This window comes from Lysobacter sp. SCRH-1R, from assembly GCF_057747855.1.
In genome coordinates this window covers 504,077-528,401 of the sequence record NZ_CM173227.1, presented here as the reverse complement: position 1 = coordinate 528,401, position 24,325 = coordinate 504,077, and the positions used below count along the sequence as shown (strand labels likewise).

Below are 24,325 nucleotides of genomic sequence, written 5' to 3'. Positions count from 1 at the left end.
ATGGTGTCCGGAATCGTCACGACCGTCCTGCTGGTGCTGTTCGTCGCCGGCTGGGTGTGGGCCTGGAGCCCGAAGCGCAAGAAGGAATTCGACGCGGCTGCACGCATGCCGCTCGATGAAGACCGGGAGACACGGCAATGACCACCGGCTGGTCGATCTATGTGATCGCGATCGTCGTGATCAATCTGTTTGGTTGCCTCTGGCTGATCTGGTGGACCGGCAAGCGCCGGCCGGGCGATCCCGCCCCCACCGACACCAGCCACGTGTGGGACGGCAACCTCACCGAATACAACAAGCCCATGCCGAAGTGGTGGGTGAACCTGTTCTACATCACCATCGTCTTCGCGGTGGGCTACCTGATCTGGTTCCCGGGCCTGGGCGCGTACGCAGGCATGAGCAGGTGGACCTCGGCGAAGGAGCAGGCGTCGGACAAGGCGCGCGACGACGCGAAGCTCGAAGCGGCCTTCGCGCCGTACGCGGGCAAGTCGATCGACACCATCGCGCGCGACCCGAAGGCCGTCGCGCTGGGTCGCTCGATCTTCAACAACACCTGCGCGACCTGCCACGGCTCCACCGCGCAGGGGGCGATCGGCTATCCCAACCTCACCGACCAGGTGTGGCATTGGGGCGGCACGCCGGATGACGTGCTGCATTCGGTGATGGAAGGCCGCGAAGGCGTGATGCCCGAATGGGGCAAGGTGCTCACCGGCATGGGCGGCGACAACGCGGTGGATTACGTGGTCGCTTACGTCCGCACGCTCTCCGACCCGGACAGCATGCAGAACAACTACATGGCCGCGCAGGGCAAGAGCCTCTACAACGGCGTGTGCATCGCGTGCCACGGCGTGGACGGCAAGGGCAACACCGCGATGGGCGCGCCCGACCTGACCGACGACTACTGGCTCTACGGCAATACCAGCGAAAGCCTGCGCCAGACGATCGAGCACGGCCGCCACGGCGTGATGCCCGCATGGCGCACCACGCTGGGCGAAACCCGTTCGCGCCTGGCCGCGGCCTACGTCTGGTCGCTCTCGCACCCCGACAAGCCCCCGGCCACCGCCACGCGCTGAACCTTCACGAGGTGAGCAAGCCGTCATGAGCCAGCCCACACCGCGCTTCGACCACCCGCCCCGACCGCTCTCGCAGCGGCTCGGGGCGATCCTCTGGCCGAGCTTCTTCGCCGCCTGCGTGGCGACGATGGTGTTCTTCGCCTTCGTCGATCCGATCGCGCTGCGCGACATGACCTTCCCGCACCTGCCGATGACACGCACGCTCGGGTACAGCCTGGGCTTTTTCATGTTCTGGCTGGCCACCGCCGGCTCCAGCGCCTTCACCTGGGTGCTGCTGCGTCCGGCCAGCCGCTTCAACGGGCCGCTGCGACCCGAGTGACACCGACGAGTCGACGAAGAACCGCAATGAACAAGAAGATCGAGATCGACCTGCTCGACGACGGCGGCAACGCTCTGTACGTCAGCGAGCGGAAGATCTATCCACGCAGCGTCAGCGGCACGTTCCAGACGTGGCGCAACGTCGCGGTCGTGGTGCTGCTGGGCATGTTCTACGTGTTCCCGTGGCTGCGCTGGGACGGGCGACAGGCGGTGCTGTTCGATCTGCCGGCGCGCAAGTTCTACGTGTTCGGGCTGAACTTCTGGCCGCAGGATTTCTTCCTGCTCGCGGTGCTGATGATCATCGCCGGCCTGTCGCTGTTCTTCTTCACCGCCATCGCCGGGCGCCTGTGGTGCGGCTATGCGTGCCCGCAGACGGTGTGGACGGAAGTGTTCCTGTGGATGGAGCGCTGGACCGAAGGCGACCGCAACGCGCGCATGAAGCTCGACGCGGCGCCGTGGAGCGGCGAGAAACTGCTGCGCAAGGGCGGCAAGCACGTGCTGTGGCTGCTGTTCGCGCTGTGGACCGGCTTCACGTTCGTGGGCTTCTTCACGCCGATCACGGAGCTGGCCGCGCGCGTGCCGTTCCTCGGCAATCCACCGGGCTGGGGCGGCTGGGAAACCTTCTGGGTGCTGTTCTACGCCCTGGCGACCTGGGGCAACGCGGGCTTCCTGCGCGAACAGGTCTGCAAGTACATGTGCCCGTATGCGCGCTTCCAGAGCGCGATGTTCGACCGCGACACGCTGATCATCGCCTACGACCCGATGCGCGGCGAACCGCGCGGCCCGCGCAAGCGCGGCCTGGCCAGCGTGCTCGAACGCGCGCGCGGCCTGCTCGACCCGGCCACCGCGTACGACTACGTGTTCCGCGCCGCGCGCCAGGGCAACGCGGTCGCGCTCGGCGCCGCCGGCACCACCGCGGTCACCGACGTGGGCCTGACCGCCGAACCGCTGCCGAAGTTCGCGCCGGAAGAACTCGGCGACTGCATCGACTGCACGATCTGCGTGCAGGTCTGCCCCACCGGCATCGACATCCGCAACGGCCTGCAATACGAGTGCATCGCCTGCGGCGCATGCATCGACGCCTGCGATTCGGTGATGCAGAAGATGGGCTACCCGAACGGCCTGATCCGCTATTCCACGCAGAACGCCATCGACGGCAGGCCCACGCGCGTGGCGCGCCCGCGCGTGCTGCTCTACGGCACGCTGCTGCTGGCGTTGTGCGTGGCGTGGGCGTGGGGCATCGGCCATCGCAGCCCACTGATCGCCGAGGTGCTGCGCGACCGCAACGCGCTGTACCGCGAGACCGCCGCGCAGCGCATCGAGAACACCTACACGCTCAAGCTCGTCAACAAGGACGTGGCGCCGCGCTCCTTCCGCATCCGCGTCGAAGCGCCGGCGGGCATCGAGCTTCGCGACGGCGTGCAGACCATCGACGCCGGCGCCGAGCAGGTGCTGAACCTGCCGCTGGTGCTGGCCGCGCCGTCGCACGTGCGCGGCAAGCAGGCGGTGACCTTCCATGTCGAACGCGTCGACGGCGCCGCAAGCGCGTCGGTCGAATCGACCTTCTTCGGACCGATGTGATGGGCATGGCCGCGAAAACCCGCAATCCGGTGATGTGGCTGGTGATCGGCCTGCCGGTGCTGTCGATCGTGGCCGGCGTCGGCCTGGTGGTGATCTCGGTGCGCAGCGGCGGCGACGACGCGGTGATCGACACCGTGCAGCGCACCGCGCAGATCCAGACGACCGAACTCGGGCCGGACGAACGCGCGCAGTCGATGAAGCTCTCCGCCGTGATGCATGTCGATGCGAAGGGCCTCGAACTGCTGCCGGTCGGCGGCGCGTTCTCCAGCGGCGAGGTGCCGCGCGACGTGCCGCTGACGTTGGTGCTCTCGCATCCGAGCGACGCGACCCTGGACCGCAGCGTCGAACTTCGCCCGAGCGAACTGGGCTGGCACGCCGACCTCGCGCTGCCGCTCGATCACGACTGGCTGCTGCAACTCGCGCCTGCCGACACACGATGGCGTCTGCGCGGCCGGCTGATCGCCGGACAGGGCGCGGCGCACCTTGGTCCGGCGCTGCGCGACGAATGACGATGGACGCGGCGCTGCCACTTCGCGAAACGCACGCCGCCGGGCTCGGCCTCTGCCACCACTGCGGCGAGGCGCTCGCGCCCGATGCGATCCGCGACGGCGACCGCGCGTTCTGCTGCAATGGCTGCGCGGCGGCATCCTCGTGGATCCGCGAAGCCGCGCTCGGCGATTACTACGCGCTGCGCACCTCGCCCGCCAGCCGCGTTCAGGCCGACGCCGCCGACTTCGGCGCCTGGGATCGCGACGTCGTGCTCGCCGAACACAGCCGCATCGTGCCCGGAGGACGCGAGATCACCGTGCTCACCGACGCGATGCGCTGCGCCGCGTGCGCGTGGCTGATCGATCGCGCCCTGCGCCGCCAGCCGGGCGTGCTCGACGCCGGCGCGAATGCCGTCACCGGCCGCATCGTGGTGTCGTGGGATCCGCAGCGCGTCGCGCTGTCCACGCTGATGCAGCGCCTGTCCGCGCTCGGCTATCGCCCGTGGCTTGCGACCGGCGAAGCACGCGAACAGGCGCAGCGTCGCGAGCGCCGCCGCTGGCTGATGCGCCTGGGCGTGGCGGGCCTCGGCGCGATCCAGGCGATGATGTTCGCCGAGGCGCTGTACCTGGACACCACGCAGCAGATGCCGGTCGCCACGCGCGATTTCTTCCGCTGGATCACCTTCCTGGTGTCCACGCCGGTGGTGTTCTATTCGGGATGGCCGTTCCTGGAAGGCATGTGGCGCGAACTGCGCGGCCGCCGCCTCGGCATGGACACGCTGATCGCCGGCTCCACGCTGCTCGCCTACATCGCAAGCCTCGTGGAAACCCTGCGCGGCGGCACCCACGTCTGGTACGACGCGGCGGTGATGTTCGTGCTGCTGTTGCTGGTGGCGCGCATGTTCGAACAGCGCGCGCGCGGCGTCGCCAGCGCGCAGGTCGACGCGCTCGCGCGTGCGCGCCCCGCGCTCACCGTGCGCGAGAAGGCCGACGGCGGCGCCGAACAGATTCCGCTGGGCGACATCGCCGTCGGCGACGTCCTGCGCGTCGCCGCCGGCGAAGCGGTACCCGCCGACGGCGTGCTGCTCGACGGCGCCGCATCGTTCGACGAAGCGCTGATCACCGGCGAATCCACCCCGGTGCGTCGCGACGCCGGCGAACCCGCGCTGGCGGGCAGCATCTGCCGCGAGCGGTCGGCGCGCCTGCGCGTGGTGCGCACCGGCAGCGACACGCGACTGTCGCAGCTCACCCGCCTGGTCGAACAGGCGCAGTCCACGCGCCCGCAGCTGGCGCGCGCGGCCGAACGCGTGGCCGGCGGCTTCGTCGTCGCGCTGCTGGTGTGCGCGGCGGGCACGTTCGCGTGGTGGCACGTGCACGATCCCGCGCGCGCACTGGAAATCACGCTCGCCCTGCTGGTGGTGAGCTGCCCGTGCGCACTGTCGCTGGCGATCCCGACCGCGCTGACCACCGCGCACGGCGCGCTCGCGCGGATCGGCGTGCTGGGCGTGCGCGAGGACGCGCTGTCGACGCTCGCCCGGGTCGATCGCGTCGTGCTCGACAAGACCGGCACGCTCAGCAACCGCCGGCCGGAACTGGATCGCGTCGCGACGTTCGAGCGCATCGACGCCGCGACGGCATTGTCGATCGTCGCGGCGCTCGAACGCGGCAGTGCGCATCCGCTCGCGCAGGCGTTCGCGCACGTCGACTCCGATCGCGTCGCGCACGGCGTGCACGCGGTGGCCGGTTGCGGCATCGAAGGCGACGTGGACGGGACGCGGTGGCGGCTCGGCCGCGCCGATTTCGCCGCCGCGCGCGCGGACGACGGCGCGCTGTGGCTCGGCGACGGCGCTCGCGGGTTCGCGCGCATCACCGTGCGCGAAACGATGCGGGAAGGCGCGCGCGAAGCCGTGGCCGCGCTGCGGGAAGCCGGCGTCGCGGTCGAACTGTGCAGCGGCGACGCGGGCGATCCCGTGGCGGGCTTCGCGCGGCAGGTCGGCATCGATGCGTTCCATGCGCGGCAGTCGCCCGAGCAGAAGCTCGAACGCGTGCGCCAGGCGCAGGCGCGCGGCGAGATCGTCGCAATGGTCGGCGACGGTCTGAACGACGCGCCCGTGCTCGCCGGCGCCGACGTGTCGCTGGCGATGGCCGAGGGCGCCGCGCTCGCGCAACGCGCGGCGGACTTCGTCGTGACCAGTCCGTCGCTGCTGCGCGTGCCGCAGGCGATCGTGCTGGCACGGCGCACGCAGCGCATCGTGCGGCAGAACCTCGCCTGGGCGCTGGGCTACAACGTGCTGGCGATCCCGCTCGCCGCGACCGGCCATGTCACGCCGTGGATCGCCGCGCTCGGCATGGCCGGTTCCTCGCTGCTGGTCACCCTCAACGCGCTGCGGCTGGGCCGGCGCGAACGCACTTCGCGGAGGACCGCATGAACATCCTGCTGCTGCTCGTCCCGATCAGCCTGGTACTGCTGGGCATCGCGATCGCTTCCTTCGTGTGGGCGGTGCGTCGCGGCCAGTTCGACGACCTGGACACCCCGGCCATCGACATCCTGCGTGAGGACCCGCAGCCCGTGCAGCCCGGCGATGCGCGCGATGAGGTGCGCGATGGCGGTTGACTGGCTCACGCTCGGCGCCGCATCGCTCAGCGGACTGCTCGGCGGCGCGCACTGCGCGGCGATGTGCGGCGGCATCGCGACGGGGTTTTCCGTCACGGGCAAGCGCTCGATCGCACCGGCGCTGGAAGCGAATCTCGCGCGCGTGGGTGGCTACGTCATCGCGGGCGCGATCGCCGGCGGCCTCGGCCACGGCATCGTCGGCGTCGCGCGCATGGACGGGCTCGCGACCGCGCTGCGCATGCTGGTCGGGCTGGTGCTCGTCGTCGTCGCGCTGCGCCTGTTCGATCGGACCGGACGGCTGTCGGCGCTCGGCGGTCCCGGCGCGCGCATGTGGGCGTGGCTGCGTCCGCTGCAGCAGCGGCTGCTGCCGGCGGATTCGCGCGCCAGGCGCATCGGCCTGGCGGTGCTCTGGGGCTGGCTGCCGTGCGGGCTGAGCACCACGCTGCTCGCCGCGGCGTGGCTGCAGGCGAGCGCGATCAACGGCGCGCTGACGATGCTCGCCTTCGGCCTCGGCACGCTGCCGGTGATGCTGCCGCTGACCTGGAGCGGCGCGCGCCTGGGGCGCTGGCTGCAGACGCGCTGGCGCAATGCCGGCGCGGCGCTGGTGATGGTGGCGGGATTGCTGACGCTATCGGCGCCGTGGCTGATGCAGGTCCCGCAACTGCACGCGGTACTGTCCGCGCTGGGCTGCGTCGCGCCGACGGCGTGAGGTCGGAAACCCCGCCGCCTACGACGCGCTGCGCGTGCGGCGCGCGCGCGGGGTTTCTTCCTCGATGCCGTGCGCCAGGCGCTTGAGTTCGTCCATGTCGAGGACCTCCACGCGGCGGCCGTGCACGTCGATCACGCCATCCTCCTGCAGGCGCGTGAAGCCGCGGCTCACCGTTTCCAGCGCGAGGCCGAGGTAACGCGCGACGTCCTCGCGGCTCATCGGCAGCTTGAACTGCGTCGGCGACTGGCCGATCTGACGGAAGCGCTCGCCCAGTCCGTGCAGGAACAGCGCGATGCGCTCGTTCGCCTGCCTGCGCACCAGCATGCCCATGTGGTCGTGGTCGCGATTGAGGCTGTGCCCGATGACGCGCAGCAGCTGCTGCTGCAGGCCCGGCAACTGCGCGGCGACGTCGGTGAGCTGGTCGAACGGGACTTCGCACACGTTCGCATCGCCCAGCGCGACCGCCTCGCAGCGATGCGAGCCGCCGCCCAGCGCGTCCAGCCCGATCAGTTCGCCGGGCAGATGGAAACCGAGCACCTGTTCGTCGCCGTCCTCGCTCAGCGTGACGGTCTTGAACGCGCCGTCACGGGCGACGTAGACCGAGGAAAGGGTATCGCCGATGCGGAACAGCCGTTCGCCGCGATTGATGGTGCGGCGACGGCGGACGATGTCGTCCAGGCGATCGAGTTCAGGCCCGCTGATGCCCGCCGGCAGGCAGAGCTGCTGCAGCGAGCACTGCGAACAGCTGCGACGAAGATGCGCGAGATCCAGGGGAGCGGGACTGTTCATCGTGCGCCATTGTCGCATGCCCGATCGTGCAGTCGTGGCGCTGACCCCGGGGCGTATTGTCCATGCACGCAAGCGAAAGGCGGCCGAAGCCGCCTTTCGCGCCACACACCCGAGGTTCCGCCCTCTTCCGAGGCTCGCGATGCCGCCGGGAACAGGACGGCGAATCATCGCGAGCGCACTGTGCGCCGCCACGCATGAACCTGCGCGTGATCGCGGGCCGCGCGTGCACGTGCGCTTAACCCGCCCCTGCGGCTTTTCTGCTTGCCCGTGGCTGGAATGTGATCGCGTCCGCGTTCGGCGTCGCATGGACGCGGCATCGCGAGCATCGCGGCCCCGGACGACCGCGCGCATGACCTTGCCGCCATATCCGGCAAAGATCGCGTCGAAAGTTCCAGTCGCGGGACAGTGTTTCCCCGAAGTCCGGCCTTTGTTCCCCGGATGCAACGCCCATCTCCTTCGTGCAGCGATGGCCGCCCAGGCATTCCGCCAGGACCCGTCGCACGAAAAGCGCCGCTCCCTCCCCCACTTCGCGGCGCGCATGCAGGAGTCGATTCGCAATGAAGAAGCACAACACCTACAAGAACAAGCTGCTCTCCACCGCCCTGGTCGCCGTGGTCGCCAGCGCCGCCGCCTTCGGCGCGCAGGCCGCGGACAAGGGGTTCTACGCCGGTGCGGGCGTGGGCCAGTCGTATGTCGACGAAGGCGCCTACGACGACGAGGACACCGCGTACTCGGTCTTCGGCGGCTACCAGTTCAACCGCTATTTCGGCCTGGAAGCCGGCTATGCCGACTTCGGCAAGCTCGAGCCGCGCGGCACCGGCACGCCGCTGGAAGCCAGCTCGGTCTACCTGACCGCCGTGGGCACGGTGCCGATCACCGACCGCTTCTCCGCCTACGCGAAGGCCGGTTTCCAGCGCTGGGACCTGGACCGTTCGATTCCGTCCATCGTCGGTAACACCGACGACAACGGCACCGACCCGACCTACGGCCTGGGCGTGCAGTACCGCTTCACCGACAACGTCGCGCTGCGCGGCGAGTACAGCCGCTTCGAGGTCGAGGACACCGATCTGGACCTGGCGCAGATCCAGGTGCGTTACGACTTCTGATACGCCCGGCGACCAGGAGTGAGGAACGGGAAACGAGTGGGGAAACCCGCTCGTTTTTCGTTTGCCGCATCGACTGGTTTCTCGTTCCTCTCCACGGGTTCCTCGTTCCTCTCCGCTCATTCCCCGTATTACTCTCGGCGCTGGCCGACCATGGACCATGCCCTTGGACCAGCCCGACGCTTCACCCGGCACGCTGCGCGCGGTCAGCCGATGGCAGATCGTGGGACTGTCGATCAACGACGTGATCGGCAGCGGCATCTACCTGCTGCCGGCCGCCGCCGCGGCGCTGCTCGGGCCGGCGAGCCTGTGGGCCGTGCTGCTCGCCGGTTTCGCGGTGAGCCTGCTGGTGCTGTGCTACGCGCAGGCGGCGAGTTACTTCGATGCGCCCGGCGGCGGTTATCTGTACGCACGCGAGGCGTTCGGTCCGTTCATCGGTTTCGAAGTCGGCTGGATGCTGCTGCTCACGCGCGTGGCGACGGCGGCGGCGCTGGCGAACGGGCTCGCCGAAGCGGTCACGCATTTCTGGCCCGCGGCCGACGCGGGCTGGGCGCGCGTGTCGATCGTCACCGGTTCGCTCGGCTTGCTGGTGGCGATCAACGTGGCCGGCGTGCGCGCGGCGGCGAACGCGGGCGTGCTGCTGGCGATCGGCAAACTGGTGCCGCTGGCGTTGTTCGTCGCGATCGGCGCGTTCCACGTCGACGCCGCGCTCGCCGCGCCGATGGATGTGCCGCTGACCGCGCGCCCGCTCGCCGAGGCGGCGCTGTTGCTGCTGTTCGCCTACGCCGGCTTCGAGAACCTGCCCGCCGCGGCCGGCGAATACCGCGATCCGCGTCGCGACGTGCCGTTCGCGTTGCTGACGATGATCGCCACCGTCACGCTCGTGTACGTGAGCGTGCAATGGGTCGCGCTCGGCACCCTGCCCGGCCTCGCGCATTCGACGACGCCGCTCGCGCAGGCGGCCTCGCGTTTCTCCGGCGAATGGCTCGCGCTGCTGATGACGGTTGGCGCGAGCGTGTCGATCCTGGGCACCAGCAGCAACACCGTGCTGATGGCGCCGCGCTACCTGCTCGCGCTGTCGCAGGACGGCTACGGGCCGCGCTGGCTCGGCGCGATCCATCCGCGTTTCCGCACGCCGACCGTGGCGATCGTGCTGATCGGCGTGGTGTCGCTCATGCTCGCGCTGTCGGGTTCGTTCGTGCAGCTGGCGCTGCTGTCGGTGGTGTCGCGGCTGTGCACGTACCTGGGCACCGCCGGATCGGTGCTGGTGCTGCGCCATCGGCACGGTGATCGCGCCGATGCGCTGCGCCTGCCCGGCGGCGCGCTGATTCCGGTCGCGGCGATCGCGTTGAGCCTCGCACTGCTGGCGAGCGCGCAGGTGGAGAATCTGATCGCGGCGGCGATCGCGTTGCTGATCGGCGCGGTGGTGTATCGGTTTCGCAGACGGTGATGCGTCCCGGGTGCGGCCTCCGGCCTTACCCGGGCTACGACAGCGGCGTGGCTCTTGTAGCCCGGGTAAGCGAAGCGCACCCGGGGCTCGTCACGGCGCAGGCGTCGATGCTGGCTCCGGCATCGCCATCAACTGCCGTTGCAGGTCGAACAGGATCTCCGCATCGCCCGGCAACCACCGGGCTTCCTCGTTGCCGCGGTAATGGCGATGGAACGCGCGCAGCGCCGCGTCGGGATCGCGCAGGTCGTAGCCGACCAGGCGCAGCGCCGCCCACGCATCGAAGCCGGCCGGTGCGGGCACGAGCTGCGCACGTGGCCACAAGCCATGGCCGGCATCGGCCAGCTGCTTCCACGGGAACAGCACGCCGGGATCGCGCTTGCGCGTCGGCGCGATGTCGCCGTGCCCGATCACCAGGTGCCGGGGAATGTCGAGCCGCGAGGTGATGTCGTCGAGCAGGCGGATCAGCGCGGCGACCTGCGCCTGGCTGAAAGGCTCCACGCCGTCGTTGTCCAGCTCGATGCCGATCGACGCCGAATTCAGGTCGCTCACACCCCCCCAGCGCGAGGCGCCCGCATGCCATGCGCGCTCGCCTTCGGCGACGAGCTGGTACAGCGCGCCGTCGTCGCCGATGAGGTAATGCGCGCTCACGCGACCGCCGGAATTGCGCGTCTGCAGCGTGAGCAGCGCCGCTTCCGCGCTCTCCATCTCCGTCTGGTGCAGCACGATCATCACCGCGCCGCGCGGATCGTGATTGGCCGAAGGACGCCACGCCGCGAGCGGGTTCCGCTCGGGCGGTGGCGTCGTTGCGCAGCCGGCGAGCGCGGCGATCAGCAGGGCAGGCGCGAATCGATGCATCGGTCGGGAGCGGCTCGATGGGAACGCGGCGAGTATAGGCAGGCCCGCACCCGGCGTTATCACGCGTCGCCCGTCCGACCGCGTTGCCGGATCAGCCCAGCCAGCCGCGCGCCGCCGCACGGCGCGAATACCACAGCAGGAACAGCGCGATCGCCAGCAGCACGACCGGCATCGTCAGCGCCGCCGGCCCGAGCACGGTCCATGCCGGCGTCGCGATGAAGGTGCCCAGCACCTGCACCACCAGTGCGACCAGCGAGAGCAGGAAGAAGCCGATCGCCCAGCGCTTCTTCGCCAGCAGCCCGATCGCGCCGAGCACGCCGCCGAACACGGCCAGCGCGTACGGCACCTGCAACCATGCCGGCGTCGCGTCGTGCAGCTGGCGCTGTTCCGGCGGCATCATCGCGAGCTGCTCCGGCGTGGCGAGCACCTGCATGAGGAACGCTCCGACGCCGAGCAGGTTCCAAAGCAGCGCGAAGATGGCGATCAGCCAGTAGCTGATCGGACGCGAGGTCATCGTGGCGGTCGTCATGTCGATCTCCCTGGCGGTAGCCGTAACGCGGCGACAAGACTAGACCGATGTCGCGCTGCATCACGCATTCCGCCGACCGGCGGCGTTCATTCCCGCTTGATCGCATGCCCGCCGAACTGCGCGCGCATCGCCGCGAGGAGCTTGTCGGCGAACGAATCGTCCTCGCGCGAACGCAGCCGCTCCAGCAGCGAGAGCGTGATCACCGGCGCGGAAACGTCCAGCTCGATGGCTTCGGCCACCGTCCAGCGGCCTTCGCCGGAATCGGAAACGTAGGGCGCGATGCCGGCCAGCGTCGGATTCTCCTCCAGCGCGTTCGCGCTGAGATCGAGCAGCCACGAACGCACCACGCTGCCGTGGCGCCAGATCTGCGCGATCTGCGCGAGGTCCAGCGCGAAGTCCGCACGCTTGTGCAGGATCGCGAAGCCTTCGGCGTAGGCCTGCATCATTCCGTATTCGATGCCGTTGTGGACCATCTTGGTGAAGTGGCCGGCGCCGCTCGGGCCGACGTGGCCCCAGCCGCGATCCGTCGCCGGCGCAAGCGCTTCGAACACCGGCCGCAGCCGCTCCACTGGCCCGTCCTCTCCGCCGATCATCAGGCTGTAGCCTTCGCTCAATCCCCACACGCCACCGCTGGTGCCGCAATCGACGTAGGCGATGCCGTGTTCGGCGAGCATGCGCGCGCGGCGCATCGTGTCCTTGTAGAACGAATTTCCGCCATCGACGAGGGTGTCGCCGCGCGACAGCTGCGGCAGCAGGTCGGCGATGGTGCGGTCCACCGGATCGCCGGCCGGCACCATCATCCACACCACGCGCGGCGCGGGGAGGCGGTCGAGCAGGGACGCGAGCGAGTCCACCGGCTCGATGCCGCCCTGCGCGGCGCGATCGCGCGCCTGCGCGCCGGGATCGAAGCCCACCACGCGATGCCCGTTGCGCACGAGCCGCTGCGCCATGTTCGCGCCCATGCGGCCCAATCCGATCATGCCCAGTTCCATGCCGACTCCGATGACAGGCGGCCGATGCGCCGCGGTGGCGACAGGATGGCGCATGCGCGGGCGCAGTTCATCCTTGGGGATGTGTGCTAAGCGCGTGTGAAAGGGCCGACGAGCCGGGCCTGCGCGCTGTTGCTGCCCCTGCTTGAAGGGGCGGGGAGGGACGCTTGCGCGCATGCCGACGAACGCCATCGGGCCATGCCCGGCGGCCGCGCGGTTGGGGAGGGTGCGAAGCCGCGACAGCGGCGAGCTTCAGCGCCGCAACGGAAGAAACAGAATCGAAAAGCTGGGACCGCGCACCAGCTCGGCGCCATCCCGCGTCACACCCCTCCCAACCTCCCCCTGCAAGCAGGGGAAGGAGAAGAGCTTCAGGCCATCCGCCGCACTCAATGCGGCAACGACGGTGCCGCCGAAGGCACCACCGGATCGCGCTCCATCCGCTCCTGCTCCAGCGCCGCGAGGTGCTCCTCCAGCGTCAGCCCCACCGCCGCCGCCTCGCGTGCCGCGGCGTTGAGCAGCGGCGGCGAAGCCTCCAGGCGCAGTTCGCGCCCGGCGCGCTCCTGCACGGCGACGACGTGGCGCAGCATCGCCAGCGCCATCGCGGCGCTGTCGCTGCGCGCGGCGACCTGGCCGCCGAGCACCAGCAGCCATTCGCCATCGCGCCAGCCCACGCCGCCGATCGCCGCGTCGTCGGCATCGAGCAGCTGCGCATGCGGCTGCAACGCCGCGCCGAGGCGGCGGATCGGCCGGCCCGGCTCCTTCTTCTTGCGGGCGTCGCGTTTGGCCTTGGAATTGCGGGACATGGAATCACTCGGGACCGGGGCGCGCATTCTAGGCCGTTCGCGTCGCCGGGGGCGTCGCGATCCGCCCGTTCAGCGAAGCGGCGCCATCACCTTGAGCTCGCGCAGGTTGTAGCCCTTCATCGCCGCGTTCGCCTTCAGACGCTGGAACAGCGCGCGGTTCATCTCGGGCTGGCGGGAGAGGATCCACAGGTGCTCGCGATCCGGCCCGCCGACGACGGCCCACTGATACTGCGGATCCAGGTCGATCACCCAGTAATCCGCCCAGGTCATCGGCAGCCACGCGAGCCAGTCGGGCGCGAAGCGCACTTCCAGCGCGCCGGGCCTGCCTTCGACCGGGCGCGCGATGCCGTCGGAAACGTCGGTCGTGCCGTCCTTCGTGCGGCACGCGTTGCGCACGCCGACGGTGCCATCGGCGTTGGGCGTGTAGGTCGCGGTGATGTCGCCCACGCACTGGCGCTGGAAGAACATCGGCAGATGCGCGATCTCGTGCCAGAGGCCGCTGTAGCGCTGCAGGTCGAGCGCCTCGACCGGGACGTTGACCTGCTCCTGCGCGCGCACGGGCGCGGCGAGCGCGACCAGCAGCACGAGCGCGGACACGAACGGCATTCGGGATCGCGGCATGGCAGGTCCTCATCGCCTGGACCTGCAGGGTCACCGTGGCCGTGTCGTTTCCGCGTGAGCGGTCGTGCGCGGCCCGGTGCGACCGAAGGCGCCCGCTTCGGGGGGCGAAGCTCAGCGGAACGGCGACAACGCCGTCGTGCCGCACACCGACGACACCGCGTGGCTGTGGAAGGTGGCGCGACGGCGGCGGCGTTCCAGGCGCGCCTCGCGTGCACGCCTGCGCGCTTCCTCCTGCGTCGGCGCGTTGTCGACGCCTGCGAGCGACATCGCCAGATCCACGTCGTGGATGTGGCCGTGATGGAACAGCAGACCGGTGAAGAGGTTCATGGCGGGACTCCCTGTCTTGACGTGCGTCCATCGTGCGTCGCCGACGGCGCGCGAAAAAGCGACGTTTCTGGAAGGCTTTCTTGAATGCCATTCAAGGCTCGCGAGTGAGGCGCGAGGCACCCTCACGTCCCGCCATCACCGAGCGCGCGCAGCGTCTCCAGCCGATCCGCTTCCGGCGCCGGCTTGTCGTGCCGCCAGCGCAGGATGCGCGGGAACCGCACGGCGATCCCCGACTTGTGCCGCGTGCTGCGATTCACCGCTTCGAAGCCCAGCTCGAACACATGCTGCGGCGTCACCGCACGCACCGGGCCGAAGCGTTCGATCGTGTTCGCGCGGATCCAGCGGTCCAGCGTCAGGATCTCCTCGTCGCTCAGGCCCGAATACGCCTTCGCCACCGGCACCAGCGCATCGCCGTCCCACAGGCCGAACGTGTAGTCGGTGAACAGCGTGCTCCGCCGGCCCGACCCCGGCTGCGCGTACAGCAGCACCGCATCGACGGTGAGCGGATCGACCTTCCACTTCCACCAGTCGCCCCGCCGCCGCCCGGTGCGATACGGCGACTCCAGCCGCTTGAGCATCAGCCCTTCCACGCCGCGTTCGCGCGCGCCTTCGCGAAGGGCCGCCGCTTCGTTCCAGTCGCGTGCGATCACGCGCGGCGACACGACGATCACGCGGCTTTCGAAACCCGCAAGCAGTTGCTCCAGCAACGCGCGACGCTCGTGCAGCGGACGTTCGCGCAGGTCCTCGCCGCGCAGTTCGAGCAGGTCGTAGGCGAGCACGCGCGCGGGCGTGTCGCCCAGCGTTTTCGCGCCGGGCTTGCGGCGCTGGATGCGCGTCTGCAACGCGGTGAACGGCAGCGGCCGGTCGCCTTCGCGCCAGCCGAGCAGTTCGCCGTCGATCACTGCGTCCTCCGCCAGTCGCGTCGCGGCGGCTTCGACTTCGGGAAAGCGACCATCCAGCCGCTCCTCGCCGCGCGACCACAAGGCGATCTCGCCGGAACGGCGGATCAGCTGAAGGCGGATGCCGTCCCACTTCCATTCCAGCAGCCAGTCGTCGATGGGCCCGAGCGCGTCCGGCGCGCTTTCCAGCGGCGAGGCGAGGAAGAACGGATACGGCTGGCGGCGATCGGTTTCGAGCACGCCGGGCGAGAGCAGGTCGCCGAGGAACCGCGGCGTCGGCGTCCATGCGCCGAGCATGCGTTGCGCGATCAGCGCGATGTCGAGCCCCGACAGTTCCGCCAGCGCCTGCTGCACGAGGCGCTGCGAGACGCCCACGCGCAGCGCGCCGGTGAGCAGCTTGTTGAACAGCAGGCGCTGGTCGGTCGGCAGCGTGCGCCAGCCTTCGACGACGGCGCCGCGGCGCAGCTCCGGCGCCTGGTTCGCGACGGGAAGCAGATGTCCTTCGATCCACTGCGCGAGCGAACGCTCCGGCGGCGGCGCGACCGGGTCGTCGAGCAGCAGCGCCAATGTCTCGGCGAGATCGCCGACGTGGCCGTGGCTTTCCTCCACCAGCCAGGCGGGCAGACCGCTTTCCTCGACGATCCACTCGTGCAACTCGCGCGTGTTGGCGATGCGCGAGAGCTTGCCGCCCGCGAGCAGCCACAACGCCCACGCCGCGTCGAGCGGCGGCGCGTCGCGGAAGTACGCGATCAGCGCCGCGCGCTTGTCGCCGGTCGCGGTGCTCTGGTCCAGCTCGCGATACAGGGCGGCGAAGCGCTTCATGCATCCTCGCCGAATCCGGTGCGCAGCGCGTGCGCGTCGACGCCGCGTTCGCGCAGCGTGCGCACCAGCGCGTCGGTGCTGCCGTGGGTGGCGAGCACGCGCCGCGCGCCGGTCTGTTCGATGGTGCGCAGCAGGTCGGGCCAGTCGGCGTGATCGGACATCACGAAACCGCGATCGAAATTGTGCCGCCGGCGATTGCCGCGAATGCGCATCCAGCCCGACGCGAACCCCTGCTGCGCGCGACGGAACCGCCGCAGCCACGGACTGCCCGCGGCCGACGGCGGCGCGAGCACGAGACGCCCCGCGTGATCGCCGCGGGCGGGCTGATCGGACACCAGTTCCGTCGCCGCCATCGCCACGCCCGCCGCGCGATATACCTCCACGCCCGCGGCGATCGCGCCGTGCAACAGCGGCGGCGGCTCGTCGAACGCGGCCAGTTCCGCGAGGATGCGCTGCGCCTTGCCGAGCGCGTAGCAGAACAGGATCGCCGCCTCGCCGCGCGCCTGGCACGTGCGACGCCATTGGGCGATTTCGGCCACGACCTCGCGCGTGCCGGGCCAGCGATACACCGGCAGCGCGAACGTGGCCTCGGTGATGAACACGTCGCAGAACACGACCTCGAACGGCGCGCAGGTCGGATCCGGCTGGCGCGTGTAATCGCCCGACGCCACCCAGACCTCGCCGCCGGCTTCGATGCGCACCTGTGCCGAGCCCAGCACGTGTCCGGCCGGATGCAGCGACACGCGCGCATCGCCCATGTCGAACGTCTCGCCGTGCGCGTGCCCGACGATGCGCGGCTCGCCCAGGCGCCAGCGCAGGATCGGCACCGTGCCCGGCGTGCAGTGGTATTCGCCCATGCCTTCGCGCGCGTGGTCGCCGTGGCCGTGGGTGATCACCGCGCGCGGTACCGGCAGCCACGGATCGATGTGGAAATCGCCGGCCGCGCAATACAGCCCTTCGAGGCGTGGTTCGACCAGCTCGCGCGCTGCGCCCATCGACGCGCTCAATCGCCCCACGCGTGGCCGTGTTCGGCGAGGCCCGGGCGTTGTGGGCGCAGCACGCAGAAGCGGTGGCCGGTCGGCGCCTCCATCACCCACCACGTGCGCACCTGCGCGACGCGCCGCGCGCCGAGCGCCTCCAGCCGCCGCACTTCGGCTTCCACGTCGGTGGTCTCGACGTCCAGATGAACGCGGCTGGCATGATCCACGCGTTGCAGCAGGATGTTCGGCTGTTCCGGCGCCGTATCGAGCTGGCGGTAATGCGCGTCCTGCGGATCGGGAAGCGGCGTGGCGCGATGGCCGAGCGCCGCCGACCAGAACGCCGCGGCGCGCTCCAGGTCGCCGTTGCAGTCGATGACGATCTGCCCGAGCCGGCTCCGATGCATGAACGCCACTGTATCGGCGCGTCGATCAGCACGCGGTGAACCGTGCGTCGCGTCGCGGTTGCGTGTACGCGGGGGTTTGCGCTCACGTTGCTTTCACGACGGGATTCGCAGCCTTCACTGATCGAATTCCCACGTTAGTGAAGGAGACACCATGAAAGCGGCCGGCGGACTGATCCTCATCGTCGAGGACCACATGGCGATCGCGGAGATGGTCGGCGAGTTCCTCGAAGCGCGCGGCTACGAGGTCGACTTCGCCCGCGACGGCGCCGACGCGCTGCGACTCACCGCGGAGAACACCTACGACGCGATCATCCTGGACCGCTCGCTGCCGCGCCTGGATGGGCTGGACGTGTGCCGGCGCATCCGCGCCGAGCAGCGCCGCTCCACGCCGATCCTGATGCTCACCGCGCGCGACACGCTCGACGACAAGGTCACGGGCCTTGAAGCCGGTGCGGACGATTACCTGACCAAGCCATTCGCGATCCAGGAGCTGGAAGCGCGCGTCGCCGTGCTGATTCGCCGCGGGCGCAAGGCGATGGGCGGCGGCGTGCTGCGCGTGGCCGACCTGGTGCTCGATCCGGAAGCGATGACGGTGCACCGCGCCGGCCTGGAACTGCATCTGTCGCCGACGGGTTTCCAGCTGCTGAGCATCCTGATGCGCGAATCGCCGCGCGTGGTGTCGCGGCAGGAGATCGAGCGCGAGATCTGGAAGGGCGAATCGCCCGACTCGGACACGCTGCGCAGCCACCTGTACAACCTGCGCAAGACCATCGACCGGCCGTTCGACAATCCGCTGCTGCATACGATGCAGACGGCGGGATACAAGGTCGCGGATTTGTCCGATTCGCAGGCGCCGCGCGAAAGCGTGCCGGCGGTTTCGCAGAATCGCTATGCGGCGCAGCAGCCGGCGGTGGCCGGCGCGCATTGAGTTGTTTGAGCCCCTCTCCCTCCGGGAGAGGGGTTGGGGTAAGGGGCAACGAAGTAGGCACGTCGAACCGCCGGCGCATCACAGCGCCGCGCGTTTGCTCTTTCCGATCCCGCGAAAACCAGGATGCATTCCAGCTTTCGCTGGATGACATTGCCGATGACGGAAAGGCCATCCGCCCGGATCCCGGCCTTCGCCGGGACGAGAAGTTGAAGGTGGAAGACGACAGCCCCTCAACCACCACTCCCTCACTCCTCCAACGTAAACCCCACCTTGATCGTCACCTGCCAGTGCGCCACCTGGCCGTCCTCGACGTGCCCGCGCACGTCCTGCACGCAGAACCACTTGATGTTGCGCACCGTCTGCGAAGCGCGTTCGATCGCGCGGCGGATGGCGTCGTCGGTGCTGGTCTTCGACGAGCCGGTCAGCTCGAGGTGCTTGTAGACATGCTCGCTCATGGGAGTTCTCCGTGGAGGAAGTCGGACGTCCGCGCGGCGCGCGCCGGCCGATCATAGTCCCCGGCCGTCACGTGCCCGTGAGCCGGCCTCGACGCCGCGGTTCCGCCCGCGACGTCCGCGCTAGCCGTTCCCGCGTTCCGCTTCGCCGGCCGTCTTCGCGACGCGCGTCGGCCCGACCTCCGGCATCGCACCCGGCGCCGGCGCGCCATGGCCCGGCGCGGTGCCCGGCAGGCTGTCCGCGGGCGGCACGTTGCCCGCTTCCGGGTTCAGCACCACGATGCTGATGCGGCGGTTCACCGGCGCGAACGGATCGTTGCGATCGAACGGCACCGACGCCGCCAGGCCGACCACGCGCGAGATGCGGCCCTCGTCCAGCCCGCCCTGCACCAGCGCGCGACGCGCGGCGTTCGCGCGCTCGGCCGACAGTTCCCAGTTTCCGTAGGCGCCGCCCGAGTGGTACGGCACCTCGTCGGTGTGGCCGCCGAGCGCGATGCGATGGTGGCCGTCGTTGAGCAGCCCGCCCATCTCGCCCAGGAGGGTGTGCGCGTAGTGCTTCAGCCGCGCGCTCGCGGTGTCGAACATCGGGCGGTTGAGGCGATCGACGATCTGGATGCGCAGGCCTTCCGGCGTGAGGTCGATCAGCAGCTGGTCCTTGAACGGCGCCAGCGCCTGGCTGCGTTCGACCGCCGCTTCCAGCGTGCGCTTCAGTTCTTCCAGGCGCCGGCGTTCTTCCTCGCGCGCGAGGTCCTTCGCCTGTTTCGGCGAGATCTTCATCGGCTCGCGCGCACCGAATTCCGCCCCGTGGCCGCCGGCGACGGCGACCGCGCTGGTGGTCGGAATCAGCCGGTCGGCCGCGCCGCCCGGACCGTTCGCGCCGGGCGCGGGCTTGAGCGACTGGCCGACGACGGCGCTGGGATTCTTGAAGTATTCCGAAATCGCGGCGCGCTGCTGCTTGTCGGTGATGCCGACGATCCACATCACCAGGAAGAACGCCATCATCGCGGTCACGAAGTCCGCGTACGCGACCTTCCACGCGCCGCCGTGGTGCCCCGCGGCCACGCGCTTGACCGGCCGCAGGATGATCACCGGCCGTTCGCGATTGGCGGCCATGTCAGCGCTTTCCGCGCAGGTGCGCGTCGAGGTCGGCGAACGCCGGCCGCATGTCGGAGAACAGCAGCTTGCGCGCGAACTCCACCGCCACACTCGGCGCGTAGCCGCGCAGGCTCGACACCAGCGCCATCTTGATGATCTCGAACGCCTTGGCTTCTTCCTGCGCGTGGTGGTGCATCGCCGCCGCGAGCGGGCCGACGAAGCCGTAGCCCAGCAGGATGCCGAGGAAGGTGCCGACCAGCGCGGCGGCCACGTGATGGCCGATTTCCGCGGCTTCGCCGCCGATGGACGCCATCGTGATCACGATGCCCAGCACCGCCGCGACGATGCCGAAGCCCGGCAGCGAGTCGGCCAGCACCTGCAGCGCGTGCGCGGGCTCGGCGGCCTCCTTGCTGTGGGTTTCGAGTTCGATGTCGAGCACCTGCTCGAGTTCGTGCGCCTCGAAATTGCCGCTGACCATCAGGCGCAGGCAGTCGGTGGTGAATTCCATCAGGCGCGTGTCGGCGAGCAGCTTCGGGTATTTCTGGAACAGCTCGCTGGACGCCGGTTCGTCCACGTCGCGCTCGATCGCCATCATGCCCTCGCGGCGCGCCTTCATGAGCACGTCGTAGAGCATGGCGAGGATGTCGACGTAGTCGGCCTTCTTGTAGTGCGAGCCCTTGAGCAGGCGCGGAATGCCGCCCACGCAGGCCTTCACGACCTTCAGCGGATTGGCCACGAGGAACGCGCCCACGGCCGCGCCGCCGATGATCAGCAGCTCGTAGGGTTGCCACAGGGCGCCCAGCTTGCCGTGCGACAGAACGAAACCACCCAGAACGCTGCCGATTACGACGATGAAACCGATGATGATGAACATGAGCCGCCCCAAACTTCGAAGGGGATAACGGCGCTGCGTCGGGAAGGTTGAGGCGCGGAATGCCGACAGGTTGAGGCGCGCAATGCCGACAGGTTGATGGGTGTCGCATTCCTGTTCTCGAGCCGCTCTCCCTCCGGGAGAAGGAGTTGGGGTGAGGGGCGGGACGTGCGATGCGATGATGCGGCTGGTGCCCTTGCTTCGCTTTCAATCGCCTTCGTTCAGGCTGCGGCGCTGTGCACGTCTTCCCTCCCCTGCACGCAGGGGAGGGAGTCGGGTGGGCCTGACGGAAGCACTCACCAGACCAGGCGAAACCACCGCTCCAGCGTCTCGCCCGGGGCCAGCCTGCGCGGCTCCAGATTGAACGCGTCCGGCGGCCCGCTCTGCGGTTCGACGCAGGTCGTGCGCTCGGGCATGTCGTAGACGACCCAGTGCGCGCAGTCCGACGTCAGCGTGACGCGCTGGCCGCCTCGATGCAGGACGACCGGCGCATCGTTCAGGAAACAATCGTCCCAGGGCCCCGGAGGCGGCGGCGCGAGCGGGCGCGTCGCCATGCCGGCCCCGTCGCGCGGATACCAGGCGCTGGGCGCGAACTCGACGCGTTCAGGTTTGAGGAACCACGGATGCCAGCCCAGTTCCGCCGGCATCGCGCGCGCGCCCGCGGTCGCAGACAGCGTCATGCGCATGCCGCGCTCTTCGACCTCGATGCGTTGCCGTGCGATCCCGCCGAACGGCCAACGCTCGTCCGTCGGCATCGCGAGCGAGAGTTCGACGCGGTGCGCCGACTGCGAATCCACGCGCCACGGCAGGGCGAAACCGACGCCGTGGATCGCGTGCGCGCCCAGGTTGACCGGAAGCCGGAACGACGCGCCTTCGAAATCGAACGCGCCGCGCCGCACGCGTCCAGCCCACGGCACCATCGGGTACGAACCCCACGCCAGCATCGACGCGTTGTCGTCGCTGAAACCGGCCAGCTGTTCGATACCCTCCACGCGGACCTGCGCGATGCGTCCGCCCGCCTGCGGCGCGACCTCGACCGACATCGCGCCGTTCGTCAGCGTCAGCAGCGGGCCCGGTTCGAGCCGCGCGGTCGCGGCGTCACGCGCCATAGGGATCGATGGTGCGGATGCGGCCGTCGGCGTCGTGATGCAGCGGCGCGACCTTGATCGAACGCAGGTGCGTGACGCCGCCCGACAGGATCGAGTCGTGATAGAAGAGGAACCACTGCCCATCGAACTCGACGATGGAATGGTGCGTGGTCCAGCCCACCACCGGCGTGAGGATGCGGCCCTGGTACGTGAACGGCCCGTACGGGCTGTCACCGGTCGCGTAGCACAGGTAATGCGTGTTGCCGGTGGAATACGAGAAGTAATACTTCCCGCCGAACCTGTGCACCCACGACGCCTCGAAGAAACGGCGGTCGTGATCGCCGGCCTTCAGCGGCTGGCCGTTCCCGTCGAGGATCACCACCTCGCGCGGCGCCTCGGCGAACTCCAGCATGTCGCCGCGCAGGCGCGCGACCTTCGGGCCGAGCGCGGGCTCGTCGTCGGCGGGTTCGGCGTGCGCGTCACTGCGCACGTTGTCGCGGTACTTCTGCAGCTGCCCGCCCCACAGGCCGCCGAAGTACATGTAACTCTCGCCGTCCTCGTCGGTGAACACCGCCGGATCGATCGAGTAACTGCCCTGGATGGCTTCGGGCTGCGGCACGAACGGGCCTTCGGGACGATCGCCGACCGCCACGCCGATCTGGAACACGCCGTCGCTGCGCTTGGCCGGGAAGTACAGGTAGTACTTGCCGTCCTTCGTCGCCGCATCCGGCGCCCACATCTGCCGCTGCGCCCACTTCACGTCGCGCACGTGCAGCGCGACGCCGCAGTCGATGGCTTCGCCGTCGGGCGAATCCATGCGCAGGACGTGGTAGTCCTCCATGCCGAAGTGCGAGCCCTCGTCGTCGAACGGAATGCCCGCGTCGATGTCGTGCGAGGGATAGATGTACAGCTTGCCCTCGAACACGTGCGCCGACGGATCGGCGGTGTAGATGTGCGTGACCAGCGGCTGCGAGATCGCCCTGGCGGCGATGGCGCCCAGGTCCTGGTTCTGCGAAAGGTCGGTCATGGGGGAATCTCCGGTGTCGATCAGGCCGAGGCGGCGTTCAGTCGTCGCGCGTTGAGCTCCTGCTCGATGCGCGATTCCATCGGCTTGTTGATCTCGTACAGGAACAGCAGCACCACGCACACCAGGAACGGCAGCGACGCGTACAGGCTCACCGCCAGGCGGATGCCGTCGACGGTCTGCGCCGACTGCGCCGCCGCATCGGCGTCGTAGCCGTAGAACGCGAGGATGCCGGCGACCAGCGCGCCGCCGAAGCTCAGGCCGATCTTCAGTCCGCACAGCATCGCCGAGAAGATGATCGCGGTGGCGCGGCGATGGTTCTTCCATTCGGAGTAGTCCGCGACGTCGGCGATCATCGCCCACAGCAGCGGGATGGTGATGCCGTAGAAGAAGCCGTGCAGGATCTGCGAGACGAACACGATCCACGTCGCCTGCGGCGGGAACAGCAGGAACGCCAGCATGAACAGCGTCGACACCAATAGCGCGCCGCCGAACACGTCGCGCTTGCCGAAGCGGTCGGCGAGCTTCTTCGAGAAGCCGATGCCGCAGATCATGAAGATGATGCCGCCGGCGTTGAACAGGCTCAGCGCGGACGTCGGCGCGTCCTTCGGCCACTGGAACTCGGTCAGGCCCATGCCGGTGAGCACCGAGTTGAGTCCCGCGATGAAGCCGTTGAAGCCGACCTCGTCGAGGAAGCCGGCCAGGTGCGGCTCGCTCAGGTAGTACTTGAAGTAGTACACGTACATGCCGCCCTTCAGCGCGAGCGTCATGAACACCAGGATGGTGAGCATCAGCATCACCACCCATGGGCGGTTGCGCGCGAGGTCGGACAGGTCCTGCTTCACGCTGGATTTCTGCTCCGGCGCGGGGACGATGCGCTCGGTCGTCGTGAAGAAGGTGACCAGGAAGAACACCGTGCCGACGATCGCGAACAGCATCATCGTGTTGTGGAAGCCGCGCACCTTGTCGCCGTCGCCGAGGATCAGCACCAGCGGCAGCAGCAACGCCTGGATGATGAACTGCGCGACCATCACCGCGACGAAGCGGTACGCCGACAGGCTGTTGCGCTGCGCCATGTTGCCGGTGAGCACGCCGCTGAGCGCCGAGTACGGCAGGTTGTTGGCCGCGTAGATCATCACCAGCAGCGCGTAGGTGCCCATCGCGTAGGCGACCTTCGCGCCGGGCGCGAGGTCGGGCGTGCTGAAGGCCAGCAGCGAGAACACGCCGAACGGAATCGCCGTCCACAGGATCCACGGACGGAACTTGCCCCAGCGCGTATTGGTGCGGTCGGCGGCGATGCCCACGACCGGCGTGAACACGAACGCGCCGAGGATGCCGCCGATGAAGATGATGGTGGCCGCCGTGGCCGCGGGGATGCGGTACACGTCGGTGTAGAAGAACGCCAGGAACGTCACCAGCGTCTGGAAGATCAGGTTCGCGGCGAGGTCGCCGAGGCTGTAGCCGATCTTCTCGGTGACCGACAACGTTTCGGAAGTGCTGTTCATGATCACCTTTG

Annotated in this window: 27 protein-coding genes; 11 read left to right on the top strand and 16 right to left on the bottom strand. The window is 69.4% G+C overall.

Annotated features, from left to right (window positions below; all coding sequences use genetic code 11):
* From AC3ANK_RS02300 to AC3ANK_RS02265, 8 genes are read left to right on the top strand one after another with little or no spacing between them, the layout of a single operon-like run.
* Window positions 1-141 carry a cbb3-type cytochrome oxidase subunit 3 gene (locus AC3ANK_RS02300; protein WP_206860159.1) on the top strand — a complete coding sequence of 47 codons (141 nt, stop codon included), beginning with the start codon at window positions 1-3 and terminating at the stop codon, window positions 139-141.
* Window positions 138-1,070: a cytochrome-c oxidase, cbb3-type subunit III gene (ccoP, locus tag AC3ANK_RS02295; RefSeq protein ID WP_484172036.1), complete on the top strand. Its 933-nt coding sequence runs from the start codon at window positions 138-140 to the stop codon at window positions 1,068-1,070. Before AC3ANK_RS02300 ends, ccoP begins: the two co-directional genes overlap by 4 nt.
* 25 nt (window positions 1,071-1,095) lie before the next feature.
* On the top strand, window positions 1,096-1,389 hold the full coding sequence (locus AC3ANK_RS02290) for a hypothetical protein (RefSeq protein WP_206860161.1): 294 nt from the start codon (window positions 1,096-1,098) through the stop codon (window positions 1,387-1,389).
* Window positions 1,390-1,415: 26 nt separating this feature from the next.
* A complete protein-coding gene (locus tag AC3ANK_RS02285; RefSeq protein ID WP_484172035.1) occupies window positions 1,416-2,969 on the top strand; it encodes a 4Fe-4S dicluster domain-containing protein in 1,554 nt (517 codons plus the stop codon).
* A gap of 5 nt (window positions 2,970-2,974) precedes the next feature.
* Window positions 2,975-3,478 carry a FixH family protein gene (locus tag AC3ANK_RS02280; protein ID WP_484172034.1) on the top strand — a complete coding sequence of 168 codons (504 nt, stop codon included), beginning with the start codon at window positions 2,975-2,977 and terminating at the stop codon, window positions 3,476-3,478.
* Window positions 3,475-5,886, top strand: a complete 2,412-nt coding sequence (locus tag AC3ANK_RS02275) for a heavy metal translocating P-type ATPase (protein WP_484172033.1) — start codon at window positions 3,475-3,477, stop codon at window positions 5,884-5,886. Before AC3ANK_RS02280 ends, AC3ANK_RS02275 begins: the two co-directional genes overlap by 4 nt.
* Window positions 5,883-6,071: a cbb3-type cytochrome oxidase assembly protein CcoS gene (gene ccoS, locus AC3ANK_RS02270; RefSeq protein WP_484172032.1), complete on the top strand. Its 189-nt coding sequence runs from the start codon at window positions 5,883-5,885 to the stop codon at window positions 6,069-6,071. The genes AC3ANK_RS02275 and ccoS overlap by 4 nt, the downstream gene beginning before the upstream one ends.
* Window positions 6,061-6,780, top strand: a complete 720-nt coding sequence (locus tag AC3ANK_RS02265; protein ID WP_206860165.1) for a sulfite exporter TauE/SafE family protein — start codon at window positions 6,061-6,063, stop codon at window positions 6,778-6,780. Before ccoS ends, AC3ANK_RS02265 begins: the two co-directional genes overlap by 11 nt.
* 18 nt (window positions 6,781-6,798) lie before the next feature.
* Here the strand turns inward: AC3ANK_RS02265 and fnr are convergent, their stop codons facing one another.
* Window positions 6,799-7,569, bottom strand: a complete 771-nt coding sequence (fnr, locus tag AC3ANK_RS02260; protein WP_484172031.1) for a fumarate/nitrate reduction transcriptional regulator Fnr — start codon at window positions 7,567-7,569, stop codon at window positions 6,799-6,801.
* Between the two features lie 557 nt (window positions 7,570-8,126).
* Between fnr and AC3ANK_RS02255 the strand changes: the two genes are divergently transcribed.
* Window positions 8,127-8,675: an outer membrane beta-barrel protein gene (locus AC3ANK_RS02255; RefSeq protein WP_206860167.1), complete on the top strand. Its 549-nt coding sequence runs from the start codon at window positions 8,127-8,129 to the stop codon at window positions 8,673-8,675.
* Between the two features lie 157 nt (window positions 8,676-8,832).
* Window positions 8,833-10,122 (top strand): APC family permease, encoded by a 1,290-nt coding sequence (locus AC3ANK_RS02250; protein ID WP_484172030.1) that lies wholly within the window; start codon window positions 8,833-8,835, stop codon window positions 10,120-10,122.
* Between the two features lie 90 nt (window positions 10,123-10,212).
* On the opposite strand, the gene AC3ANK_RS02245 is transcribed toward AC3ANK_RS02250, so the two are convergent.
* The 9 genes from AC3ANK_RS02245 to AC3ANK_RS02205 all read right to left on the bottom strand — a co-directional run bounded on the left by AC3ANK_RS02245 (window position 10,213) and on the right by AC3ANK_RS02205 (window position 17,351).
* Window positions 10,213-10,977, bottom strand: a complete 765-nt coding sequence (locus tag AC3ANK_RS02245; RefSeq protein WP_484172029.1) for an N-acetylmuramoyl-L-alanine amidase — start codon at window positions 10,975-10,977, stop codon at window positions 10,213-10,215.
* Window positions 10,978-11,068: 91 nt separating this feature from the next.
* The gene (locus AC3ANK_RS02240; RefSeq protein WP_484172028.1) at window positions 11,069-11,506 is read right to left on the bottom strand and encodes a hypothetical protein; all 438 of its coding nucleotides are present in this window, start codon (window positions 11,504-11,506) and stop codon (window positions 11,069-11,071) included.
* A gap of 86 nt (window positions 11,507-11,592) precedes the next feature.
* Window positions 11,593-12,498: a phosphogluconate dehydrogenase (NAD(+)-dependent, decarboxylating) gene (gene gnd, locus AC3ANK_RS02235; RefSeq protein ID WP_484172027.1), complete on the bottom strand. Its 906-nt coding sequence runs from the start codon at window positions 12,496-12,498 to the stop codon at window positions 11,593-11,595.
* A 383-nt stretch (window positions 12,499-12,881) separates the two neighbouring features.
* Window positions 12,882-13,298, bottom strand: coding sequence for a hypothetical protein (locus AC3ANK_RS02230; RefSeq protein WP_206860172.1), 417 nt, complete (start codon window positions 13,296-13,298; stop codon window positions 12,882-12,884).
* A gap of 69 nt (window positions 13,299-13,367) precedes the next feature.
* Complete coding sequence (locus AC3ANK_RS02225) at window positions 13,368-13,919, bottom strand: lipocalin family protein (protein ID WP_242524999.1); 552 nt, start codon at window positions 13,917-13,919, stop codon at window positions 13,368-13,370.
* 111 nt (window positions 13,920-14,030) lie between these two features.
* Window positions 14,031-14,246: a hypothetical protein gene (locus AC3ANK_RS02220; protein ID WP_484172026.1), complete on the bottom strand. Its 216-nt coding sequence runs from the start codon at window positions 14,244-14,246 to the stop codon at window positions 14,031-14,033.
* 122 nt (window positions 14,247-14,368) lie between these two features.
* A complete protein-coding gene (locus AC3ANK_RS02215) occupies window positions 14,369-15,967 on the bottom strand; it encodes an ATP-dependent DNA ligase (RefSeq protein WP_484172025.1) in 1,599 nt (532 codons plus the stop codon).
* Complete coding sequence (locus tag AC3ANK_RS02210; RefSeq protein WP_484172024.1) at window positions 15,964-16,962, bottom strand: ligase-associated DNA damage response exonuclease; 999 nt, start codon at window positions 16,960-16,962, stop codon at window positions 15,964-15,966. The genes AC3ANK_RS02215 and AC3ANK_RS02210 overlap by 4 nt, the downstream gene beginning before the upstream one ends.
* A gap of 8 nt (window positions 16,963-16,970) precedes the next feature.
* Window positions 16,971-17,351: a VOC family protein gene (locus AC3ANK_RS02205; protein ID WP_206860174.1), complete on the bottom strand. Its 381-nt coding sequence runs from the start codon at window positions 17,349-17,351 to the stop codon at window positions 16,971-16,973.
* Between the two features lie 151 nt (window positions 17,352-17,502).
* Here AC3ANK_RS02205 and AC3ANK_RS02200 point away from each other — a divergent pair, with 151 nt between their 5' ends.
* A complete protein-coding gene (locus AC3ANK_RS02200) occupies window positions 17,503-18,279 on the top strand; it encodes a response regulator transcription factor (protein WP_484172023.1) in 777 nt (258 codons plus the stop codon).
* A 245-nt stretch (window positions 18,280-18,524) separates the two neighbouring features.
* Here AC3ANK_RS02200 and AC3ANK_RS02195 read toward each other — a convergent pair whose 3' ends face one another.
* The 6 genes from AC3ANK_RS02195 to AC3ANK_RS02170 all read right to left on the bottom strand — a co-directional run bounded on the left by AC3ANK_RS02195 (window position 18,525) and on the right by AC3ANK_RS02170 (window position 24,314).
* Window positions 18,525-18,734 (bottom strand): dodecin, encoded by a 210-nt coding sequence (locus AC3ANK_RS02195; protein ID WP_206860176.1) that lies wholly within the window; start codon window positions 18,732-18,734, stop codon window positions 18,525-18,527.
* A 120-nt stretch (window positions 18,735-18,854) separates the two neighbouring features.
* A complete protein-coding gene (motB, locus tag AC3ANK_RS02190) occupies window positions 18,855-19,844 on the bottom strand; it encodes a flagellar motor protein MotB (protein ID WP_484172022.1) in 990 nt (329 codons plus the stop codon).
* Between the two features lies 1 nt (window position 19,845).
* Window positions 19,846-20,700, bottom strand: a complete 855-nt coding sequence (motA, locus tag AC3ANK_RS02185) for a flagellar motor stator protein MotA (RefSeq protein WP_206860178.1) — start codon at window positions 20,698-20,700, stop codon at window positions 19,846-19,848.
* 293 nt (window positions 20,701-20,993) lie between these two features.
* Window positions 20,994-21,806: an aldose 1-epimerase gene (locus tag AC3ANK_RS02180; protein WP_206860179.1), complete on the bottom strand. Its 813-nt coding sequence runs from the start codon at window positions 21,804-21,806 to the stop codon at window positions 20,994-20,996.
* A complete protein-coding gene (locus AC3ANK_RS02175; protein ID WP_206860180.1) occupies window positions 21,796-22,812 on the bottom strand; it encodes a glycoside hydrolase family 43 protein in 1,017 nt (338 codons plus the stop codon). The genes AC3ANK_RS02180 and AC3ANK_RS02175 overlap by 11 nt, the downstream gene beginning before the upstream one ends.
* 20 nt (window positions 22,813-22,832) lie before the next feature.
* Entirely contained in the window at window positions 22,833-24,314 is a 1,482-nt protein-coding gene (locus tag AC3ANK_RS02170; RefSeq protein WP_484172021.1) for an MFS transporter, read from the bottom strand.
* Between the last annotated feature and the right edge of the window lie 11 nt (window positions 24,315-24,325).

What these genes read in the sequence shown, in the direction of transcription:
- AC3ANK_RS02200 (WP_484172023.1), top strand. Translation starts at nt 17,503, where the DNA reads ATGAAAGCGGCCGGCGGACTGATCCTCATCGTCGAGGACCACATGGCG.
- AC3ANK_RS02280 (WP_484172034.1), top strand. Translation starts at nt 2,975, where the DNA reads ATGGCCGCGAAAACCCGCAATCCGGTGATGTGGCTGGTGATCGGCCTG.
- AC3ANK_RS02205 (WP_206860174.1), bottom strand. Translation starts at nt 17,351, where the DNA reads ATGCATCGGAGCCGGCTCGGGCAGATCGTCATCGACTGCAACGGCGAC.
- AC3ANK_RS02245 (WP_484172029.1), bottom strand. Translation starts at nt 10,977, where the DNA reads ATGCATCGATTCGCGCCTGCCCTGCTGATCGCCGCGCTCGCCGGCTGC.
- AC3ANK_RS02195 (WP_206860176.1), bottom strand. Translation starts at nt 18,734, where the DNA reads ATGAGCGAGCATGTCTACAAGCACCTCGAGCTGACCGGCTCGTCGAAG.
- motA (WP_206860178.1), bottom strand. Translation starts at nt 20,700, where the DNA reads ATGTTCATCATCATCGGTTTCATCGTCGTAATCGGCAGCGTTCTGGGT.
- AC3ANK_RS02225 (WP_242524999.1), bottom strand. Translation starts at nt 13,919, where the DNA reads ATGCCGCGATCCCGAATGCCGTTCGTGTCCGCGCTCGTGCTGCTGGTC.
- AC3ANK_RS02290 (WP_206860161.1), top strand. Translation starts at nt 1,096, where the DNA reads ATGAGCCAGCCCACACCGCGCTTCGACCACCCGCCCCGACCGCTCTCG.
- AC3ANK_RS02250 (WP_484172030.1), top strand. Translation starts at nt 8,833, where the DNA reads ATGCCCTTGGACCAGCCCGACGCTTCACCCGGCACGCTGCGCGCGGTC.
- AC3ANK_RS02210 (WP_484172024.1), bottom strand. Translation starts at nt 16,962, where the DNA reads ATGGGCGCAGCGCGCGAGCTGGTCGAACCACGCCTCGAAGGGCTGTAT.
- AC3ANK_RS02220 (WP_484172026.1), bottom strand. Translation starts at nt 14,246, where the DNA reads ATGAACCTCTTCACCGGTCTGCTGTTCCATCACGGCCACATCCACGAC.
- AC3ANK_RS02255 (WP_206860167.1), top strand. Translation starts at nt 8,127, where the DNA reads ATGAAGAAGCACAACACCTACAAGAACAAGCTGCTCTCCACCGCCCTG.
- AC3ANK_RS02285 (WP_484172035.1), top strand. Translation starts at nt 1,416, where the DNA reads ATGAACAAGAAGATCGAGATCGACCTGCTCGACGACGGCGGCAACGCT.
- AC3ANK_RS02230 (WP_206860172.1), bottom strand. Translation starts at nt 13,298, where the DNA reads ATGTCCCGCAATTCCAAGGCCAAACGCGACGCCCGCAAGAAGAAGGAG.
- ccoP (WP_484172036.1), top strand. Translation starts at nt 138, where the DNA reads ATGACCACCGGCTGGTCGATCTATGTGATCGCGATCGTCGTGATCAAT.
- AC3ANK_RS02170 (WP_484172021.1), bottom strand. Translation starts at nt 24,314, where the DNA reads ATGAACAGCACTTCCGAAACGTTGTCGGTCACCGAGAAGATCGGCTAC.
- AC3ANK_RS02240 (WP_484172028.1), bottom strand. Translation starts at nt 11,506, where the DNA reads ATGACGACCGCCACGATGACCTCGCGTCCGATCAGCTACTGGCTGATC.
- AC3ANK_RS02175 (WP_206860180.1), bottom strand. Translation starts at nt 22,812, where the DNA reads ATGACCGACCTTTCGCAGAACCAGGACCTGGGCGCCATCGCCGCCAGG.
- AC3ANK_RS02215 (WP_484172025.1), bottom strand. Translation starts at nt 15,967, where the DNA reads ATGAAGCGCTTCGCCGCCCTGTATCGCGAGCTGGACCAGAGCACCGCG.
- AC3ANK_RS02265 (WP_206860165.1), top strand. Translation starts at nt 6,061, where the DNA reads ATGGCGGTTGACTGGCTCACGCTCGGCGCCGCATCGCTCAGCGGACTG.
- AC3ANK_RS02180 (WP_206860179.1), bottom strand. Translation starts at nt 21,806, where the DNA reads ATGGCGCGTGACGCCGCGACCGCGCGGCTCGAACCGGGCCCGCTGCTG.
- AC3ANK_RS02300 (WP_206860159.1), top strand. Translation starts at nt 1, where the DNA reads ATGGTGTCCGGAATCGTCACGACCGTCCTGCTGGTGCTGTTCGTCGCC.
- AC3ANK_RS02275 (WP_484172033.1), top strand. Translation starts at nt 3,475, where the DNA reads ATGACGATGGACGCGGCGCTGCCACTTCGCGAAACGCACGCCGCCGGG.
- fnr (WP_484172031.1), bottom strand. Translation starts at nt 7,569, where the DNA reads ATGAACAGTCCCGCTCCCCTGGATCTCGCGCATCTTCGTCGCAGCTGT.
- motB (WP_484172022.1), bottom strand. Translation starts at nt 19,844, where the DNA reads ATGGCCGCCAATCGCGAACGGCCGGTGATCATCCTGCGGCCGGTCAAG.
- gnd (WP_484172027.1), bottom strand. Translation starts at nt 12,498, where the DNA reads ATGGAACTGGGCATGATCGGATTGGGCCGCATGGGCGCGAACATGGCG.
- ccoS (WP_484172032.1), top strand. Translation starts at nt 5,883, where the DNA reads ATGAACATCCTGCTGCTGCTCGTCCCGATCAGCCTGGTACTGCTGGGC.